The sequence below is a fragment of the Curtobacterium sp. MCJR17_020 genome (genome assembly GCF_003234365.2).
GTDB lineage: Bacteria > Actinomycetota > Actinomycetes > Actinomycetales > Microbacteriaceae > Curtobacterium.
In genome coordinates, this window is the sequence record NZ_CP126260.1 from 2,632,919 (window position 1) to 2,649,138 (window position 16,220).

General features: G+C 70.4%; 16 protein-coding genes. 7 read left to right on the forward strand and 9 right to left on the reverse strand.

Annotation, left to right across the window (positions count from 1 at the left end):
• Positions 1-130: 130 nt before the first annotated feature.
• The 6 genes from DEJ14_RS12345 to DEJ14_RS12370 all read left to right on the forward strand — a co-directional run bounded on the left by DEJ14_RS12345 (position 131) and on the right by DEJ14_RS12370 (position 5,679).
• On the forward strand, positions 131-1,366 hold the full coding sequence (locus tag DEJ14_RS12345; RefSeq protein ID WP_258373372.1) for a glycosyltransferase family 4 protein: 1,236 nt from the start codon (positions 131-133) through the stop codon (positions 1,364-1,366).
• A 78-nt stretch (positions 1,367-1,444) separates the two neighbouring features.
• Entirely contained in the window at positions 1,445-1,909 is a 465-nt protein-coding gene (gene sdhC / locus DEJ14_RS12350; RefSeq protein ID WP_111086627.1) for a succinate dehydrogenase, cytochrome b556 subunit, read from the forward strand.
• Between the two features lie 11 nt (positions 1,910-1,920).
• Positions 1,921-2,367 (forward strand): succinate dehydrogenase, hydrophobic membrane anchor protein, encoded by a 447-nt coding sequence (sdhD, locus tag DEJ14_RS12355; RefSeq protein ID WP_111086628.1) that lies wholly within the window; start codon positions 1,921-1,923, stop codon positions 2,365-2,367.
• Positions 2,368-2,416: 49 nt separating this feature from the next.
• Positions 2,417-4,210, forward strand: a complete 1,794-nt coding sequence (gene sdhA, locus DEJ14_RS12360) for a succinate dehydrogenase flavoprotein subunit (RefSeq protein WP_111086629.1) — start codon at positions 2,417-2,419, stop codon at positions 4,208-4,210.
• Position 4,211: 1 nt separating this feature from the next.
• Positions 4,212-4,982: a succinate dehydrogenase iron-sulfur subunit gene (locus tag DEJ14_RS12365; RefSeq protein ID WP_111086630.1), complete on the forward strand. Its 771-nt coding sequence runs from the start codon at positions 4,212-4,214 to the stop codon at positions 4,980-4,982.
• A 52-nt stretch (positions 4,983-5,034) separates the two neighbouring features.
• Positions 5,035-5,679 (forward strand): TNT domain-containing protein, encoded by a 645-nt coding sequence (locus DEJ14_RS12370; protein ID WP_111086631.1) that lies wholly within the window; start codon positions 5,035-5,037, stop codon positions 5,677-5,679.
• A 70-nt stretch (positions 5,680-5,749) separates the two neighbouring features.
• On the opposite strand, the gene DEJ14_RS12375 is transcribed toward DEJ14_RS12370, so the two are convergent.
• The 5 genes from DEJ14_RS12375 to DEJ14_RS12395 form a co-directional block, all read right to left on the reverse strand.
• The gene (locus tag DEJ14_RS12375; protein WP_181437644.1) at positions 5,750-6,469 is read right to left on the reverse strand and encodes a DUF805 domain-containing protein; all 720 of its coding nucleotides are present in this window, start codon (positions 6,467-6,469) and stop codon (positions 5,750-5,752) included.
• Positions 6,466-7,044: a DUF805 domain-containing protein gene (locus DEJ14_RS12380; RefSeq protein ID WP_111086632.1), complete on the reverse strand. Its 579-nt coding sequence runs from the start codon at positions 7,042-7,044 to the stop codon at positions 6,466-6,468. The genes DEJ14_RS12375 and DEJ14_RS12380 overlap by 4 nt, the downstream gene beginning before the upstream one ends.
• Before the next feature lie 70 nt (positions 7,045-7,114).
• Entirely contained in the window at positions 7,115-7,639 is a 525-nt protein-coding gene (locus DEJ14_RS12385) for a DUF805 domain-containing protein (RefSeq protein ID WP_111086633.1), read from the reverse strand.
• Positions 7,640-7,759: 120 nt separating this feature from the next.
• Positions 7,760-8,692 carry an NADP-dependent oxidoreductase gene (locus DEJ14_RS12390; protein ID WP_111086634.1) on the reverse strand — a complete coding sequence of 311 codons (933 nt, stop codon included), beginning with the start codon at positions 8,690-8,692 and terminating at the stop codon, positions 7,760-7,762.
• A gap of 73 nt (positions 8,693-8,765) precedes the next feature.
• On the reverse strand, positions 8,766-10,046 hold the full coding sequence (locus DEJ14_RS12395) for an ice-binding family protein (protein ID WP_111086635.1): 1,281 nt from the start codon (positions 10,044-10,046) through the stop codon (positions 8,766-8,768).
• Between the two features lie 186 nt (positions 10,047-10,232).
• On the opposite strand from DEJ14_RS12395, the gene DEJ14_RS12400 reads away from it, so the two are divergent.
• Positions 10,233-11,192 carry a diacylglycerol/lipid kinase family protein gene (locus DEJ14_RS12400; protein WP_111086636.1) on the forward strand — a complete coding sequence of 320 codons (960 nt, stop codon included), beginning with the start codon at positions 10,233-10,235 and terminating at the stop codon, positions 11,190-11,192.
• Between the two features lie 72 nt (positions 11,193-11,264).
• Here DEJ14_RS12400 and DEJ14_RS12405 read toward each other — a convergent pair whose 3' ends face one another.
• The 4 genes from DEJ14_RS12405 to ptsP all read right to left on the reverse strand — a co-directional run bounded on the left by DEJ14_RS12405 (position 11,265) and on the right by ptsP (position 16,218).
• Positions 11,265-12,431 carry a mannitol-1-phosphate 5-dehydrogenase gene (locus tag DEJ14_RS12405; protein WP_111086637.1) on the reverse strand — a complete coding sequence of 389 codons (1,167 nt, stop codon included), beginning with the start codon at positions 12,429-12,431 and terminating at the stop codon, positions 11,265-11,267.
• Positions 12,428-12,865, reverse strand: coding sequence for a PTS mannitol transporter subunit IIA (locus tag DEJ14_RS12410; RefSeq protein ID WP_027466426.1), 438 nt, complete (start codon positions 12,863-12,865; stop codon positions 12,428-12,430). Before DEJ14_RS12410 ends, DEJ14_RS12405 begins: the two co-directional genes overlap by 4 nt.
• Before the next feature lie 90 nt (positions 12,866-12,955).
• Positions 12,956-14,494, reverse strand: a complete 1,539-nt coding sequence (locus DEJ14_RS12415) for a PTS mannitol transporter subunit IIBC (protein WP_258373373.1) — start codon at positions 14,492-14,494, stop codon at positions 12,956-12,958.
• Between the two features lie 68 nt (positions 14,495-14,562).
• Positions 14,563-16,218, reverse strand: a complete 1,656-nt coding sequence (ptsP, locus tag DEJ14_RS12420) for a phosphoenolpyruvate--protein phosphotransferase (RefSeq protein ID WP_111086638.1) — start codon at positions 16,216-16,218, stop codon at positions 14,563-14,565.
• Positions 16,219-16,220 lie beyond the last annotated feature (2 nt).

A 16,220-nucleotide genomic window follows, 5' to 3' on the forward strand; every position in this document is an offset into this window, starting at 1 on the left:
ATGCGGGCTCCCGCAGGGCAGCGTCGAGCGTGCGCGCGGCGACGGCGTCGCGTTGTTCACCCGTCGCCTCCGCCCCGTTCACGTCGTCGGCTCCACGGGGTCACGTGGCGCCCGGAGCATGGGCAGCACCATGAGCGCACGCAGCGTGGAGCGCGGCACGTCCCCCCGGACCGTCGCCGTCGTGACCGAGAGCTTCCTGCCCACCCTCAACGGCGTGACCACCAGCGTCCTGGCGGTCCTCGACCACCTGGAACGCCGTGGCCACCGCGCGGTCGTGATCGCACCGGACACCCCGGGGCTCGCGCAGTTCCGGTCGCGCAGCGCTGTCGAGCGCTACCGCTCCTTCGACGTGCACCGGATCCCCGCCGTCGCGTACCGGCAGTTCCCGGTCGCGCTCCCCCACCCTGTCCTCGACACGATCCTCGCCGCCTCCGGCGCCGACGTGCTCCACGCCGCGAGTCCGTTCCTGTTGGGTGGGCGCGCGATCACGGCAGCCGGGAGGCTCGGCATCCCCTCCGTCGCCGTCTTCCAGACCGACGTGGCCGGTTTCGCCCGCCGCAACGGCTTGACGGCGACCGTCCCGTTGGTCCGCAGGATCCTCGGGCGCATCCACGCCGGCGCCTCGCTGACGCTCGCACCGTCGAGCGCGACCGCCGCGATGCTCGCCGAGGACGGGGTCCCCCGCGTCGCGCGCTGGGGGCGCGGGGTCGACACCGAGCTCTTCCACCCGGCCCGGCGGGAGTCCGCCCACGTCCGGGCGCTCCGACGCCGGATCGCACCGCACGGCGAGACGATCGTCGGCTACGTCGGGCGGCTGGCCCCGGAGAAGGAGGTCGAACGGCTCGCCGAGCTCGGCGGGATCCCCGGCATGCGTGTCGTCGTGGCCGGCGGCGGGCCGTCCCGGGCGCTGCTCGAGCGACGCCTGCGGCACCTCGACGTCACCTTCACCGGACCGCTCCGCGGCGATGCCCTCGCCGACGCGTACGCCTCGCTCGACCTCTTCGTGCACACCGGTCCGGCCGAGACCTTCGGGCAGACCCTCCAGGAAGCGCACGCCTCGGGACTGCCGGTGATCGCGCCGGCGTCGGGTGGTCCGCTCGACCTCGTCGCCCCCGGACTCGACGGCGAGCTCTACGACACCGACGCACCGCAGGCCCTGCGACAGGCGGTCCTGCGGCTCCACCACGACCGTGCACTCGCGGAACGGATGGGATCGGCGGGCCGTCTCCGGGTCGAGGGCACCACGTGGGAGGCCGTCGGTGACCAGCTCCTCGGGCACCACGACACCGCCAGGAACATCGGCGCGCCGCCCGCGGGTCGGGGCCTGCGGGCCGGTCGGGACGAGAAGGTCAGCACCCGCGCATAGGATGGGTCGTGTTCCACACGAACACGAACGGCAAGGGCTCGCCGATCGGGCGAGCCCGTCCTACGGAAGGACGAGCTCATGGCTGAGCCCACCGGCGGCGGTACGGCGACCGCCGTCCCCGACGTACGTATCGATGGAAAGCGTATCGATGCTCCACGGGCTTCTCGGAAGCTCGAGGGCACGCTCTACCGCGGATCGACCGGCATGTGGTCGTGGGTCCTGCACCGGATCACCGGTGTCGCGATCTACTTCTTCCTGCTCGTGCACATCCTCGACACGGCACTGGTGCGCCTCTCACCCGAGGCGTACAACGCCGTCATCGGCACGTACAAGACCCCGATCATGAACCTCGGCGAGATCGCCCTGGTGATGGCCATCGTGTTCCACGCGTTCAACGGGCTCCGGATCATCCTCGTCGACTTCTGGTCCAAGGGGCCGAAGTACCAGCGGGCCATGTTCTGGGTCGTCATCGTCCTGTGGGCGATCGCGATCGCGGGCTTCCTGCCCCGCCAGCTCATGAACCTCTTCGCGGACTTCAACTAGAGGGGCACCTGATGACCACGCAGATCGTCGAACCTCCCCGTTCCGCCTCGGCCGCTCGCCGCTCCACCAACTGGGAGAAGTGGGGCTGGATCTACATGCGCGGCTCGGGCGTCCTGCTCGTCGTGCTGATCTTCGGCCACCTCTTCGTCAACATGGTGGCGGGCGAGGGCGTCAAGCAGATCGACTTCGCCTTCGTCGCCGGCAAGTGGGCCAACCCGTTCTGGCAGGTGTGGGACTCACTCATGCTCGTCCTGGCGCTCATCCACGGCTCGAACGGCATGCGCACGATCGTCAACGACTACGTGTCGAAGCCGGGCATCCGGAAGACGCTCCTCGCCGCGATCCTCATCGCGTGCGTCGTGCTGATCGTCCTCGGCCTGCTCGTCTGCTGGACGTTCGACCCGTGCCCCGCCGGCGCAGCCGCCGCGGACCTGCCCTCCTTCTGCCCGGCGCAGTAGCACCATCCCCGCTGCCGACCGCCTTCCCACCGTCTACGGAAAGACCCCTGTGACCGAGACCACCGTGCACCACCACCAGTTCGACATCGTCATCATCGGCGCAGGAGGCGCGGGCATGCGTGCCGCGATCGAGGCCGGCCCGAAGGCGAAGACGGCCGTCATCTCGAAGCTCTACCCGACCCGCTCGCACACCGGTGCGGCGCAGGGCGGGATGGCCGCGGCCCTCGCGAACGTCGAAGAGGACTCGTGGGAGTGGCACACCTTCGACACGATCAAGGGCGGCGACTACCTGGTCGACCAGGACGCCGCCGAGATCCTGGCGAAGGAAGCCATCGACGCCGTCATCGACCTCGAGAACATGGGCCTGCCGTTCAACCGCACGCCCGAGGGCAAGATCGACCAGCGTCGCTTCGGCGGCCACACCCGCGACCACGGCAAGTCGCCGGTCCGCCGTGCGTGCTATGCGGCCGACCGCACCGGCCACATGATCCTGCAGACGCTGTTCCAGAACTGCGTCAAGCTCGGCGTCGAGTTCTACAACGAGTTCTACGCGCTCGACCTCATCATGGTCGACGTCGTGGGCGAGGACGGCGTCACGCGCAAGCAGCCGGCCGGCGTCGTCGCGTTCGAGCTCGCCACGGGTGAGCTGCACGTCTTCCACGCCAAGGCGATGATCTTCGCAACCGGCGGCTTCGGCAAGATGTACAAGACCACCTCGAACGCGCACACCCTGACCGGCGACGGCGTCGGCATCGTGTGGCGCACGGGCCTGCCGCTCGAGGACATGGAGTTCTTCCAGTTCCACCCGACCGGCCTCGCGGGCCTCGGCATCCTGCTGACCGAGGGTGCTCGTGGTGAGGGTGCGATCCTGCGCAACGCCTCCGGGGAACGCTTCATGGAGCGCTACGCCCCCACCATCAAGGACCTCGCCCCACGCGACATCGTCGCCCGGTGCATGGTGCAAGAGGTCGCCGAGGGCCGCGGTGCCGGCCCGAACAAGGACTACGTCCTGCTCGACTGCACGCACCTCGGTGCCGAGGTCCTCGAGACCAAGCTCCCGGACATCACGGAGTTCGCCCGCACCTACCTCGGCGTCGACCCCGTCGTCGAGCCGGTGCCGGTCATGCCGACCGCGCACTACGCGATGGGTGGCATCCCGACGAACACCGACGCACAGGTGCTCTACGACAACACCACCGTCGTCCCCGGCCTGTACGCCGCCGGCGAGTGCGCGTGCGTCTCGGTGCACGGCTCGAACCGACTCGGCACGAACTCGCTCCTCGACATCAACGTGTTCGGCAAGCGCTCGGGCAACAACGCCGCCGAGTGGGTCAAGACCGCCGAGTTCCTCCCGCTGCCCGAGGACCCCGCGGCCGGCGTCCGGGCGATGCTCGACCAGCTGCGCGCCTCGACCGGCACCGAGCGCATCGCCGTCCTGCGCAAGGAGCTGCAGGACGAGATGGACAAGAACGCCCAGGTGTTCCGTACCGACGAGTCCCTCGCCCGCGTCACCGAGACCATCCACACGCTCCGGAACCGCTTCATGCAGGTCTCGGTGCAGGACAAGGGCAAGCGGTTCAACACCGATCTGCTCGAGGCCGTCGAGCTCGGGTTCCTGCTCGACCTGGCCGAGGTGGTCGTCTACTCGGCCCGCAACCGCAAGGAGAGCCGCGGCGGCCACATGCGCGACGACTACCCGAAGCGCGACGACGAGAACTACATGCAGCACACGATGGCGTACCTGACGGGCGACCCGCACTCGTCACTCGCCGACGACCACATCACGCTGGACTGGAAGCCGGTCGTCGTGACCCGGTACCAGCCGATGGAGAGGAAGTACTGAGATGACCGACACCCTGGTCTCCGACGCACCCCGGACCGACACCACCGACGCGCCTCCCGGGTCCTTCTCCGTCACGCTCATCATCCGGCGCTTCGACCCGGACGTCGACGACGAGCCGCGCTGGCAGGACTTCGACGTCATGATGCTGCCGACCGACCGCATCCTCGACGCCCTGCACAAGATCAAGTGGGACCAGGACGGCTCCCTGACGTTCCGACGCTCCTGCGCCCACGGTGTCTGCGGCTCGGACGCGATGCGCATCAACGGGCGGAACCGGCTGGCGTGCAAGACCCTGATCAAGGACCTCGACGTCTCCAAGCCGATCTACGTCGAGGCCATCAAGGGTCTGCCGCTCGAGAAGGACCTCGTCGTCGACATGGAGCCCTTCTTCAAGTCCTTCCGCGAGGTCCAGCCGTTCCTGCAGCCGAAGTCGGCGCCCACCCCGGGCAAGGAGCGCATCCAGTCGGTGGCCGACCGCGCACGCTTCGACGACACGACGAAGTGCATCCTCTGCGCCGCGTGCACCTCGTCGTGCCCGGTGTTCTGGACCGACGGGCAGTACTTCGGCCCGGCCGCGATCGTGAACGCACACCGCTTCATCTTCGACTCGCGTGACGATGCCGCCGAGGTCCGCCTCGACATCCTCAACGACAAGGAGGGCGTCTGGCGCTGCCGCACCACCTTCAACTGCACCGACGCCTGCCCCCGTGGCATCCAGGTGACGAAGGCGATCTCCGAGGTCAAGCAGGCCGTCATGCGGGGCCGCGCCTGACACTCGGGGTCGTCCAAGACTCGACATCGACTCCACCGATAGGCTCCGCTCCATGACGTTCGCGGCCACCCGCCCCATCCTCGACCAGCTCGGCTACACGATCCGCTACGTGCAGCTCCCCGGAGAGACCCTGCACGAGCCGCCGGTCGAGGGCGCGCTCCGCGTGGTCCCGGCCGAGGCGTCCGACGAGTTCGCGCTCGAGGTCGTCGACTACGGCACGGCCCGTCGCCTCGCCACCGCGCGCGGCGAGGAGGACGCGGTCGAGATGCTCCGTCGGTTCCTGAACCGGCCGTTCCCGGCTCCGCGCGACATCGCCCGGCACGAGCTCGACGGGCTCCGTGACCGTGCGGCGTCGACGTACCCGCAGCTGGCGCAGCAGGTGTCGCAGGCCGGCGAACAGGGGCTGACCATCCAGATCCCCGCGGGCGTCCCTGTCGACCGCATCGGTGGTCCGGACGGCTACCTGCTGCACCCCCTTGACACCCCGCTGCCGAGCCGGTCGCTGCCGCCGCACGTCGCCGGCGTCCCGGAGACCCACCGCTACCTGGTCGAGCGCCCGTTCATGGTGAACGTCCGCTTCGTGCAGCCGTGGTTCGAGCAGCCGGGCGGTGCGCTCCGCTTCCAGATCGCCGACCCCACGGTCACCGTGCGCGACCTCGTCGTCGACGGTGCACTGGCTCGACTCCGCGTGGTCTGACACCTCGCACGACGCAGATCGGCCCGCACCGCGCGTTCGCGCAGTGCGGGCCGATTGCCGTTGTGCGGCGTTACGCCGGGTCGGGGCGGTCGTACTGCGCACCGGCCGGGTTCGGCGGCAGGCAGCCGAACACGATCGCGGCGATGCCGACGAACATCCCGATGAGCCAGAGCGGACCGGCGAGGTTCGCGTCGTGCACGCGGCGCCACCCCAGTGCGATGTTCGGGATGAGGGTCGCGAGCCACCAGAGGCCGTACAGGACGAGCAGGATGAAGATCCAGGCCGGGGGCGAGCCCTCGCTGTGCGTGTAGCCGTACTCGTCGGTGGTGGACGTCGAGGCGCTCCACGAGATGATGCCGGCGATGAACCCGCCGTACAGAACGAGGGTCACGATCGCGTTCGCCAGGATCCAGTACCAGTACTCACTGCGGCTGGCGCGCCCGTCGAACCTGGCGTACTTCTTGAAGAAGCGCGTGAAGGCGTCGAGGAACCCTGCACCGTAGAAGGGTGCCCACAGCGGCGGCGCTCCGTCGGGCCCGACCGGGATCGGCGGACCGGCCTGCGGGTACGGGTCGGCGTACTGCTGGCCGTACCCGGGCTGCTGCCCGTACCCCGGCTGCTGGCCGTACGGACCGGGCTGCTGCCCGTACCCCGGCTGCTGGCCGTACCCGGGCTGCTGGCCGTACGGACCGGGTTGCTGCCCGTACCCCGGCTGCTGCTGCCCAGCATCAGGTTGCCCCGACGGCTGGTCGCCGCCGGGCTGGCCCCACTGCGGTGTGTCGTTGCTCATCGAGCGCCGGTCGGTCGGTCGTAGCGCTCGCCCTGCGGGTTCGAGGGCAGCAGGCCGAACACGATGCCGACGATGCCGACGAAGATCGCGATGATCCACAGGGCACCGGGCAGATTGGCGTCGTGCAGGCGACGCCAGCCGAGGGCGAGCGTCGGGATGATGATCGCGAGACCCCAGAGGCCGATCAGGATGCCGGCGATCACGAAGAGCGCTGACGGGCTGGTCACGGTCGACTGCACGCTCGCCGAGGTCGCGGTCGACATCGACACCGTCGAGCGCTCCGACGTCGCGATGCCGATGCCGTACAGGATGCCGAGGACGATGCCGACGATCGCGTTCGCCAGGTACCACCACCAGAACTCGCTGCGGCTCGCGCGGCCGCTGAAGGTCGCGTACTTCTTGAAGAAGCGTCCGACGGCCTTGCCGAAGGAGATCCCGTACCAGGGGGCCCAGATCGGCGGCTCGCCGTTCGGGCCGGTCGCCGGCTGCTGGCCGTACTGCGGCGTTCCGTTGTACGGGTTCGGCTGGCCGCCCGGCTGCTGGCCGGACGGGTTCTGCGGGTACTGGTCACTCACGGTGTCCCCCTCGATCGTTGGCTGGTAGTCGAGTCCGAGTCAACCAGAACCGTCGCGGGGCCGTCGCTCGTCACCCACGGTGGGGTTCGTCGTACCGCTGCCCCTGCGGGTTCGAGCCCATCAGACCGACGATCAGCGAGAACAGGACGCCGAGCGGCGGGATGATGAAGAGGAAGGCGAAGTACCCGCTCAGGTTCACGTCGTGCAGTCGTCGCACCGTCAGCGCGATGAAGCCGAGGGCGCAGGCCAGGGCCCAGAGCCCGCTCAGCCCGTTCGACGCGTCGTCGAAGAACGGCAGGACGTCGAAGAAGCCACCGACGACGCCGGTGGCCGCCGAGCCGATGACGTACCAGAGGGCCCAGAACCAGAACTCCGACTGGCTCGCGCGGCCGTCGAACCGGACGTACTTCTTCCAGAACCGCGGGAACGCCTGCGCGAACGGGATCCCGTACCAGGGCGCCCACAGCGGGGGCTGGCGCGGGCCGGTCGGCTGCTGGCCGTACGGTCCGGGTTGCTGGCCGTACGGTCCGGGCTGCTGGCCGTACGGTCCGGGCTGCTGGCCGTACGGGTTCTGCGGCGGGTACTGGTCACTCACTGGTTCGTTCCTTCCGGGGCCGACTGCGATCACCGTCGAGTCTGGCAGCGGCAGCGACCGGACGCGTCCCCCCAGCGGAGGACAGCACAGCGACTGCCCTCCGACAGGGCTCCGACCGGCTCAGGGCACCAGCGCCAGCTTGCCGCCGGGGTGCCCGGACTCCAGCAACTCCGCAGCCGCCTTCGCCTCGGCGAGTGGGAACGTGCGCGCCACCGGGACCTCGAGCTGTCCGGCCCCGGCCAGGTCGATCAGTCGCTGTCGCACGGAGTCGCGGAACGCCTTGCTCGCGGGCTGCGCCCCGCCGACCGCCGCGAACCCCGCCTCGGCGGCGCGCGCCGGCGCGGCGATCGTGACGATGCGGTCGCGGTCGGCGACCACCGCGAGCGAGACGTCGACGGCCTCGTCGGTGCCCACGCAGTCCAGTGCCACGTCGATGCCGGAGGGCGCGATCGTCCGGACCCGCGCCTCCAGGCCGTCGCCGTACGCGACCCATTCGCCGCCGAAGCGACCGACGACGTCCGCACCACGCTCGGACGTCGTGCCGATGACGCGCGCGCCGAGCAGGCGGAGCTGCTGCAGCAGGCTGACGCCGACCGCCCCCGAGGCGCCGTGCACGAGCACGGTGTCGCGCCCGGCGGCACGGGTGACGCGCAGCATGTCGGCTGCGGTCGTGCCCGCGAGGAGCAGGTTCGACGCCTCGGGGAACCCGAGCGCTGCGGGCTTGGCGAACACGTCGGCCGCTGGGACGGTGAGGGACGACGCCCACCCACCGGCGACCCGGAACGCCAGGACCTCGTCCCCGACCGCTCCCCCACCCGACGCGATGGTCGTGTCGGGTCCGACGGCGGTGAGCACCCCGGCGACCTCGTAGCCGACGGGGATCGGCAGGTCGGCCGGGTCGCCCTGCCGCGTGTGCTTCGTGTCGGCGGGGTTCATGCCGGCTGCGCGGACCGCGATGGTGACCTCGCCGGGTCCGGGTGCGGCGACCTCGGTGTCCACGAACTCGAGGACCTCGCTGCCGCCGAACCGCGGTGCCACCCAGTGCTTCGTCATGCGGCCGACGCTACGCCCGAGCCGCCGGCACCGTCGGTGCCGAGACGGCCGACGGCGCCGGCTCGGTCACCCGTCAGTGGTCCTCGGACAGGATCCGGCGTCGTGCACGGAGCGTCCGTCCACGGAGCACCATCACGGCGATGCCGGCGAGCAGCATCGCGCCCGCCGCGGTGAGCGGGATCGTCGGGTCGCTCCCCGTGAAGGCGAGCTCGGTGGTGCCGCCGCCACCGCTGCCGTTCCCACCCACGACCGGCACGGCGGGAGCGGTCGAGGCGGGTGTGGTGGGAACCGGTGCCGTAGCGGTCGGTGTCGGTGTCGGCGTCGCGGTGGGCGCGGGCGCGCGGACGGTCACGACGTAGGTCTCGGTGTCCGGCGGTGCGGTGCCGTTGTCGACCGTGATCGTCACCGTCGTGGTGCCGGGCGTGGTCGGTGTGCCGGAGATGACACCCGTGTCCGGGTTGATCGTGAGTCCGGGCGGCAGGGTTCCGCCGTCGGAGTACGTGGGTGCCGGGTTGCCCGTCGCGGTGACGGGGAACGAGTACGGCGTGCCGACGGTCGCGTCGGTCGGGGTGCCCGAGGTGATCGTCGGTGCGACGCTCTCGGACGGCGTTCCGGCAGCCGGGCAGTTCGTCGGCCGGGTGATGGTGTTGTCGTCGAGCGTCACCGCTGCGTTCCGGGCGAGCAGTCGGCCCACGACCGTCGCACCCGTCGTGGCGGTCACGGACTGGTCCGCGAGGACGGTGCCCTGGAACTGGGCGGCACTGCCGATGGTCGCGGAGCTGCCGACCTGCCAGAACACGTTGCACGAACTGGCGCCACCGGTGATGACGATCCTGGTGCCGGACCCGATCGTCAGGGTCGACGCGGCCTGGAACACCCAGACGGAGTCCGCGCTGCCGGCCAGGGTCAGCTGACCCGTGTTCGCGAGCTGCAGCGTGTCACCGTTGTAGACGCCCGGGCTGAGGCTGAGTCCGTTGAGCTCCTGGAGCCCGGTCTGCGTCGGCGTCAGCGAAGCGGCGACGTTGTACGCGGTCGTGGTGTCCGACTGGGCCTGCGCGGCCGCGGCGTCGGTCTGGTGGACGGTGCCGTTCACGATCCCGTTGCCGGTGCCGCCGAAGCCGGTGATCGAGGTACCGGGCGAGACGCCGAGGTCACCGTTGACCACGGTCGGACCGGTGTTCGTCACGGTCTCGGCGCCGAGGACGCCGTAGCTCGCCGCGGTCCCGAGACCGACGGGCCCGTCGATGATGGTGGCGGCGGACGCGGCCGACGAGGCGCCGAGGGCGAGTGCTGCGGCCAGTCCGATCCCGGTGCTGATGACGACGATCGAACGGGAGATGGGCGATCTGGCCATGGCGGCCCCTGCCTGTGATGGCGAAGAACCGATGGGGTGTCGAAGTCACCCGGCGTTCACCGTGTCCCGAGTGTGTCCGGATCGCATGTGTTCCGAGGTCCTGACTCCCAGGTTCACCCGGATCAGCCGATACCGGACAGAACCGGTCCGTCCTGGTCGACGACGGCTGTTCGGTATCGTCCTCTCATGCCGCGCGCCGCGATCGTCGTCAACCCCGTCAAGGTCGACCTGCGGGTCCTCCGCAACACCGTCACGGCCGAGGAGGAGCGGAACGGCTGGGCTCCCACGTCCTGGTTCGAGACCGCGGCGTCCGACGACGGCCGTGCCGCTGCGGTCGACGCGCTCGCCACCGCGCCGGACGTCGTCCTGGTCGTCGGCGGCGACGGCACGCTGCGCGTCGCAGCCGAGGTGCTGCACGGCTCCGGCGTGCCACTTGCCGTCCTCCCCGTGGGGACCGGGAACCTGTACGCCCGGAACCTGCGCATCCCGCTGAACGACGTCGCCGGCTCGGTCCGGGCCGCCTTCGGTGGGACCGATCGGCCGGTCGACCTCGCGTTCGCCGAGCTCACGGACCCGCAGGGCACGACGACGCGCCACGCCTTCCTGGTGATGGCGGGCATCGGCCTCGACGCGAACATGGCGGCCAACACCAACGCACGCCTGAAGAAACGGTTCGGGTGGCTCGCGTACTCCGACCCGATCATGCGGTCCGTGATCGGCAACCGGCAGATCGACCTGCGGTACCGACTCGACGACGGTGACACCCGGACGATGCGGGCGCACACCGTCATCGTCGGGAACTGCGGTACCCTGACCGCCGGCGTCCTGCTGCTGCCTGCGGCGGAGCCGGACGACGGGGTCCTCGACGCGGTCGCGTTCCGCCCCGGGCGGACGGTCGGCTGGGCCGGCGTCGGCTACGGCCTGTCCCTGAACCGCTTCTTCCACCGGACCGGCTTCGGCCGCTTCCTGTCGTGGCTCATCCCGGCCACCCGGACGCTGCGGTACACGAGCGCACGGGTCCTCGACCTCGAGCTGGACCAGCCCGAGCAGGTCCAGCTCGACGGCGACCCCTTCGGCACCGTGGTCGCGGTGCGGCTGACGGTGGACCACGGCGGGCTCACCATCCGGGTGGGGCCGTCGCGGTGACCACGTGATGACGGGAGGCCCGGTGCCAGCTGGCACCGGGCCTCCCGTCATCGCTGGGCCACGTCGAGAGCGTCAGCCGCGCGCGACACGCACGCGATCTGCGAACGCTGCGTGCAGCGGGTGCTCCACGGCCAGGCCGGTGATCTGCGTCACCACCTCGGCATCGGACGTGTCCGAGGCCAGGAGCGCCTGCAGCTCGACGCTCTGCTGGTCGTCCGCGACGTCGAAGCGGAGCGCCGCGCCCATCGCGTCGAGCAGTGCGGTCGGCTCGGTGCCGTCCTCGGCCAGCGCCGCCGCGGGCGAGACGAAGCGCTCGTCGCGGGACAGCTTGCGGAGCGGCTGACGGCCGACGCGCGTGACCGTGTCGGGCAGGTGCGGGTTCTCGAACCGAGCGATGATCGCCTGCACGTAGGCGCGGTGCACCTCGGGGTCGAGTTCGTGGCGGCGGACGAGCAGGTCGCTCGTCTCGGCGAGGACGGACTCGAGCTCGGAGCGCACGGCGGGGATCGCGATGGCGTCGGAGATCTTGTCGGCCCCGGCGACGAAGCCGTGGTACGCGACGGTGGCGTGCCCGGTGTTCACCGTGAAGAGCTTGCGCTCGATCGAGGCAGCGAGGCCGTCGACGTAGTGCGCGCCGGGGATCTCCGGCTCGTTGCCGCCGAACGGCGTGCGGTCGATGGCCCACTCGAAGTAGGTCTCGACGGTGACGTCGAGGCCGGCGCCCTCGGGCTGGGCCGGCACGATGCGGTCGACGGCGGTGTTCGCGAAGACGACCTTCGCGAGCGCCGCGTCACGGCCCTCGGCCGGGAGCGCGTCGACGATGAACTCGCGCAGACGGTCCGTGGCGTTCAGCGCGTTCTCGCACGCCATGACGGCGATGGGCGCAGCGTCCGCGTCGCGCTGCTGCAGCGCCCGCGCGATCACCGGCGCGATGAACTTCAGGACGTTCGGGCCCACTGCGCAGGTGACGATCGCGGCAGCGGCGATCTCGGTGACGACGCCGTCCTCGTCCTGGGCGCTGTTCAGGGCGCGGAAGTTCGTGACCTCGTGGTCCTGCGCTCCGGTGCCAACCTCGTGCACGGTGTACGAGTCGGCGGCGGCGAGGGCGTCGATGAGCGGCGCGGCGACGTCGGCGAAGACGACCTCGTAGCCCGCTTCGTGCAGGAGGAGCCCGACGAAGCCGCGGCCGATGTTGCCGGCACCGAAGTGGACGGCGGTGCCCCGGTCGGTGGTGCTCACTCGTTGACCTCGCCGAGGATCGACAGGATCGCGCTGGTGTCGGCCGCGTCGGTGAGCTTCTGGACCTCGTCCTCGTCGGAGAACACGATCGCGATCTTGGACAGGATGTCGAGGTGCTCGTTGTTCACGCCGGCGATGCCGACGACGAAGCGCACGGGGTTGCCGTCCCAGTCGATCGGGCTGGCGTAGCGGATGAACGACAGTGCGGACGACTTGATGGCGTCCTTCGCGTCGTTCGTGCCGTGCGGGATGGCGAGGAAGTTGCCCATGTACGTGGACACGCTCTTCTCGCGCTCGAGCATCGCCGGGTAGTAGTCAGCGGTGACCGCGCCCGCAGCTTCGAGGATCTCGGCCGCCTCCTTCATCGCCTCCGACTTGGTCGGCGCGGTGTCCTCGGTGTGGATCCGGATCTGGCTCTCCTGCAGGACGGGCATCGTGGTTCTCCTTGGTGTTCGACGGCATGTCGGAGGGGACGGGGATGTCCCCGTCCCCTCCGATACTGCACTTCGTTACTGGTGGTGGCGTTACTGGTTCTTGAGCTGCTCGACGACCTGGTCGTACTGCGGCGCGTTCATGAAGTTGCCGACCGACACGTGCTGTGCGTTCGGGTTCTTCTGCTTGGCGCGGTCCGTGAGCTCTTCCTGCGTGATGATCAGGTCTTCGTCACCGGTCAGGTTCGCGATCGCCTTGTTGGAGACCGTGACCCCTTCGATGCCCGCCTTCTTGATCTTGTTGCGCAGGACGCTGGCGCCCATCGCGCTCGAGCCCATGCCGGCGTCGCAGGCGAAGACCAGGTTCTGGACCCTCGTCGCGGTGGCGGTGGTGCCCGACGCGGCGGCCTCTTCGGTGTTGGCCGGGGCGTTGTTCCCGAGCAGACCCGCGGTCGCCGAGTTCACGTCGCGGCCCTTGTTCGCCTGGAGCTTCGCCATCGCGGCGCTCATGTCACCGCCGCCGTTGGCCAGGTCGCGCTTGCGGCTGGCGAGCAGGAAGAACGACGAGACCGCGAACGACACCGCGGCGGACAGGACGACCGACAGGATGACACCGAGGAAGCTGTTGCGCTCCGTGGCACCGAGGACGGCGAAGATCGATCCGGGCGATGCCGGAGCGACGAGACCGGACTGGAACGCGACGTTCGTCGCGACGCCCGTGGCACCACCGAGGATGACGGCGATGAACAGGACCGGCTTCTGCAGCACGTACGGGAAGTAGATCTCGTGGATGCCACCGAAGAACTGGATGATGATCGCGCCGGGAGCGGTCGAGCGGGCGATGCCGACACCGAAGAAGGTGAAGGCGAGGAGCAGACCGAGGCCGGGGCCGGGGTTCGCCTCGAGCAGGAACAGGATCGACTTGCCGGACTCCTGGACCTGCTGCGCGCCGAGCTGGTCGAGCACACCGTGGTTGATCGCGTTGTTCAGGAAGAACACCTTGGCCGGCTCGATGATGACGCTGGCGAGCGGCAGCAGCGAGTGCTGGACGAGGAAGTTCACGGCGTCGCCGAGGCCCTCGGCGATGAGCTTGAACAGCGGGGCGAGCCAGAAGAACCCGGCCATCGCCAGACCGAAGCCGAGGATGCCGGCCGCGTAGTTGTTGACGAGCATCTCGAAGCCCGGCTTGATCTTGCCGTCCCAGATCTTGTCGATCTGCTTGATGAGGTACGCACCGAGCGGTCCGCAGATCATCGCGCCGAGGATCATCGTGGTGCCGTTCGCACCGATGATGACGCCCATGGTCATGATCGACCCGACGACGGCGCCGCGGGTCTCGTAGACCATCCGGCCGCCCTGGATCGCGATCGCGAGCGGGATGAGGTACGTCAGGATCGGCCCGACGAGGCCGACGTTGGCGACGCCGCCCGTCTCACCGAAGCCGCCGAGGATGCCCACGGGCGTCCAGCCGGTCTCGATGAAGAAGGCGGTGATGATGCCCCACGCGATGAAGATCGCGATGTTGGGCATGACCATGCCGGAGAGGAACGTGCCGAACTTCTGAACGGCGACGCGTGCGCCGCCCCGCGACTTCGCGGGTGCGTCGGGCGCTGCAACGGACGACGTTGTCATGTGCGGTGACTTTCTGTGTGGTGGAGCTGCTGCGTGGTGCGGGGAGGGGTGGTGCCGGTGGTGCGTGCTCAGGCGGCGTGCGCCGCGGCTGCGGCGGACTTCGCGGCCGCCGCCGTGCTCGCGGCGAGTGCCGCCTGGGCCATCTCACGGGCCTGCTCGAGCGTGTGCTGACCGAGTTCGGCGCGCACGTCGGCCAGGGCCGCGGGAGTCATGGAGAGGGTGGTGGCGCCGAGGCCGACCAGCACGACGGCGAGCAGCGGGTCGGCAGCGGCCTCGCCGCAGATGCCGACGGGCTTGCCCGCGTCGGCACCGGCCGCACCGAGCTGCGCGACGAGGCGCAGGACAGCGGGGTGCCACGGGTCCTGGTAGGACGCGACGGTGCCGAGCATGCGGTCGGCGGCCATCGTGTACTGGGTCAGGTCGTTCGTACCGATCGACACGAAGTCCGCGTTCTGGAAGACCTGTTCGGCCATCAGCGCGAGCGACGGCACCTCGGCCATCACGCCGGCGGTGCGGATGCCGAGCTCGCGGGCCAGGGTGACGAAGTACTCGGTCTCCTCGGCATCGGCGACCATCGGGGCCATGACCCAGAGGTCGGCCTCGGTCGCGGCGTCCGCCTGGGCCAGTGCGACGAGCTGGTCGCGCAGCACCTCGGGGTGGTTCCGCAGCGCACGGAGTCCGCGACGGCCGAGCGCCGGGTTCTCCTCGTCCTTGTCGGTGAGGAACGGCAGCGGCTTGTCGGCGCCGGCGTCGAGCGCACGGACGACGACCTTCTTGCCCGGGAACGCGGCGAGGAGCTGACGGTAGGACTCGGTCTGCTCGTCGACGGTCGGCGCCTTCGGCGAGTCGAGGAAGAGGAACTCGGTGCGGAAGAGCCCCACGCCCTCCGCACCGAGAGCAACGGCGCCCGCGGCGTCGGCGGGGCTGCCGAGGTTCGCGAGCAGGGGCACGAGGTGGCCGTCGGCCAGGGCACCGGCGGTGAGCGGTGCGGCGGCCGCGGCGAGCCGGTCGGCGATGCGCTGCTCGACCTCGGCCACCAGGGCCTCGGACGGCTCGGTCACGACGGTGCCGGCGACGGCGTCGACGACGATCGGCTGCCCGTCGGCCAGGTCGTCGGCACCGGTGACGCCGACGATCGCGATGATGCCCTTGGCGCGGGCGAGGATCGCGGTGTGCGAGGTCGGGCCGCCGTCACGGGTGACCAGCGCGAGGACCTTGTCGAGGTCCAGCAGTGCGGTGTCGGCCGGAGCGAGGTCACGGGCGACGAGGACGAACGGGGTGTCCGACTCGGGAACGCCGGGGGCGTGCACGCCGCGGAGCTTCGCGATGATGCGCTGGGCGACGTCGTCGAGGTCGGCCGCGCGCTCCCCCATGTAGCCGCCCATGCCGACGAGCAGATCGCGGAACTGCGTGAACGCCTCGTACACGGCGCGTTCGGCGTTGGTGCCGCCGTCGATGCGCGTGTGCACGTCGTCGAGGAGGGTCGGGTCCTGCGCCATGAGCGCCTGCGCCTCGAGCACGGCCTGGGCGTCGCCGCCGGCGAGCTGTCCGCGCTTGTTGAGGTCCTCGGCCACCGCGGCCAGTGCGTCGTGCACGGCCTGCTTCGCGTCGTCCGCCGAACCGGTCAGGGCGTCCTTCGACGGTTCGCCGAGCGGGTCCGCCATGCGGAGCACGGGGCCGTGGGCGACGCCGCGGCCGACGCCGGTGCCGAGCAGTTCGGACATTC

Excerpts from the sequence above, each read along its gene's own strand:
- DEJ14_RS12345 (WP_258373372.1), top strand. The coding sequence starts at position 131 with ATGAGCGCACGCAGCGTGGAGCGCGGCACGTCCCCCCGGACCGTCGCC.
- sdhD (WP_111086628.1), top strand. The coding sequence starts at position 1,921 with ATGACCACGCAGATCGTCGAACCTCCCCGTTCCGCCTCGGCCGCTCGC.
- DEJ14_RS12410 (WP_027466426.1), bottom strand. The coding sequence starts at position 12,865 with ATGCCCGTCCTGCAGGAGAGCCAGATCCGGATCCACACCGAGGACACC.
- sdhC (WP_111086627.1), top strand. The coding sequence starts at position 1,445 with ATGGCTGAGCCCACCGGCGGCGGTACGGCGACCGCCGTCCCCGACGTA.
- DEJ14_RS12365 (WP_111086630.1), top strand. The coding sequence starts at position 4,212 with ATGACCGACACCCTGGTCTCCGACGCACCCCGGACCGACACCACCGAC.
- DEJ14_RS12395 (WP_111086635.1), bottom strand. The coding sequence starts at position 10,046 with ATGGCCAGATCGCCCATCTCCCGTTCGATCGTCGTCATCAGCACCGGG.
- DEJ14_RS12390 (WP_111086634.1), bottom strand. The coding sequence starts at position 8,692 with ATGACGAAGCACTGGGTGGCACCGCGGTTCGGCGGCAGCGAGGTCCTC.
- DEJ14_RS12415 (WP_258373373.1), bottom strand. The coding sequence starts at position 14,494 with ATGACAACGTCGTCCGTTGCAGCGCCCGACGCACCCGCGAAGTCGCGG.
- ptsP (WP_111086638.1), bottom strand. The coding sequence starts at position 16,218 with ATGTCCGAACTGCTCGGCACCGGCGTCGGCCGCGGCGTCGCCCACGGC.
- DEJ14_RS12375 (WP_181437644.1), bottom strand. The coding sequence starts at position 6,469 with ATGAGCAACGACACACCGCAGTGGGGCCAGCCCGGCGGCGACCAGCCG.
- DEJ14_RS12400 (WP_111086636.1), top strand. The coding sequence starts at position 10,233 with ATGCCGCGCGCCGCGATCGTCGTCAACCCCGTCAAGGTCGACCTGCGG.
- DEJ14_RS12370 (WP_111086631.1), top strand. The coding sequence starts at position 5,035 with ATGACGTTCGCGGCCACCCGCCCCATCCTCGACCAGCTCGGCTACACG.